The organism is Acinetobacter sp. 18QD2AZ41W, assembly GCF_009829025.1.
Classification (GTDB): domain Bacteria; phylum Pseudomonadota; class Gammaproteobacteria; order Pseudomonadales; family Moraxellaceae; genus Acinetobacter; species Acinetobacter pseudolwoffii.
This window is the reverse complement of the sequence record NZ_WURP01000058.1, coordinates 1-973: the sequence shown is the minus strand read 5'-3', so window position 1 is coordinate 973 and position 973 is coordinate 1. Positions and strand designations below refer to the sequence as shown.

1 tRNA gene is annotated in these 973 nt (G+C 36.9%); it reads left to right on the top strand.

The annotated features are described in order from the left end of the window. The first annotated feature begins 429 nt into the window (after window positions 1-429). Window positions 430-515: transfer RNA gene (locus GVV58_RS15230), tRNA-Leu, on the top strand. Window positions 516-973: the final 458 nt, after the last annotated feature.

Genomic DNA, 973 nt, shown 5'->3' with positions numbered 1-973 from the left:
AGAGTTCGAGTCTCTCCGTCCCCACCATCATATTAAAGCAAGGCTGATGCCTTGCTTTTTTATTGCCTGAAATTTATACCAGCTTTTTTAAGCTGTAAAATTTTGCTGTCTTTTACGCATAGGTTTAGTCTGTTAAAGAACGTTAGAAAACGGGTCAATGCTCAGGAAAGGGCAGAACTTCAGGAAACTTTGTTTTATTAGATGCAATAATTGATATTATCCAAGTCAGCTAAAGTCTAAATTTGAATATGTGATTCTCCTGTGGTGCGTATTGATTTGATCTGTCTCGATGAAACTAGGCGACAACAGTGCAAATAGGTCAGTATTTACGCAATACTGAATTAATTGCTTAAATTTTGATATAAAAGTATTTTCCTGCTACAGAATTGCTTGTGAATCGGGTCTGATCGCTATAATATACACAGCCATGGGGATATGGCGGAATTGGTAGACGCACTGTGTTCAGGTCGCAGCGCCTTCTGGGCGTGAGAGTTCGAGTCTCTCTATCCCCACCATTATATTGAAGCAAGGCTGATGCCTTGCTTTTTTATTGCCTGAAATTTTATACAGCAATTTTCATTGATCTTATTCTTAAATCTTTATTTTGCTTGATAGAACGTGTGTGACGGAAGCTATATAAAAAGCATGGTTGCCTTATTTTGAATGCCGAGGCCATACAATATAAGGCTTGATCTGTAGTTTGTTTTTTATACATTTTGGTTTTTATGACACAAAATAAAGCTGAGACCTTTTAAAATACTGAATTTGTGGTTTCGTCTTCAAAGAGTCAAATTGTCTTGATAAATTTTATCAAAAGTAAAAAAATATAATTAACTGTTTAATTTCTAGCGGAATAGAATGTGATTGCTTGTAAAATCGCTTGTCAATGACGGTCTATCTCTATAATATACACAGCCATTGGGGACGTGGCGAAATTGGTAGACGCACTGGATTTAGGTTCCAGCGCCGCGAG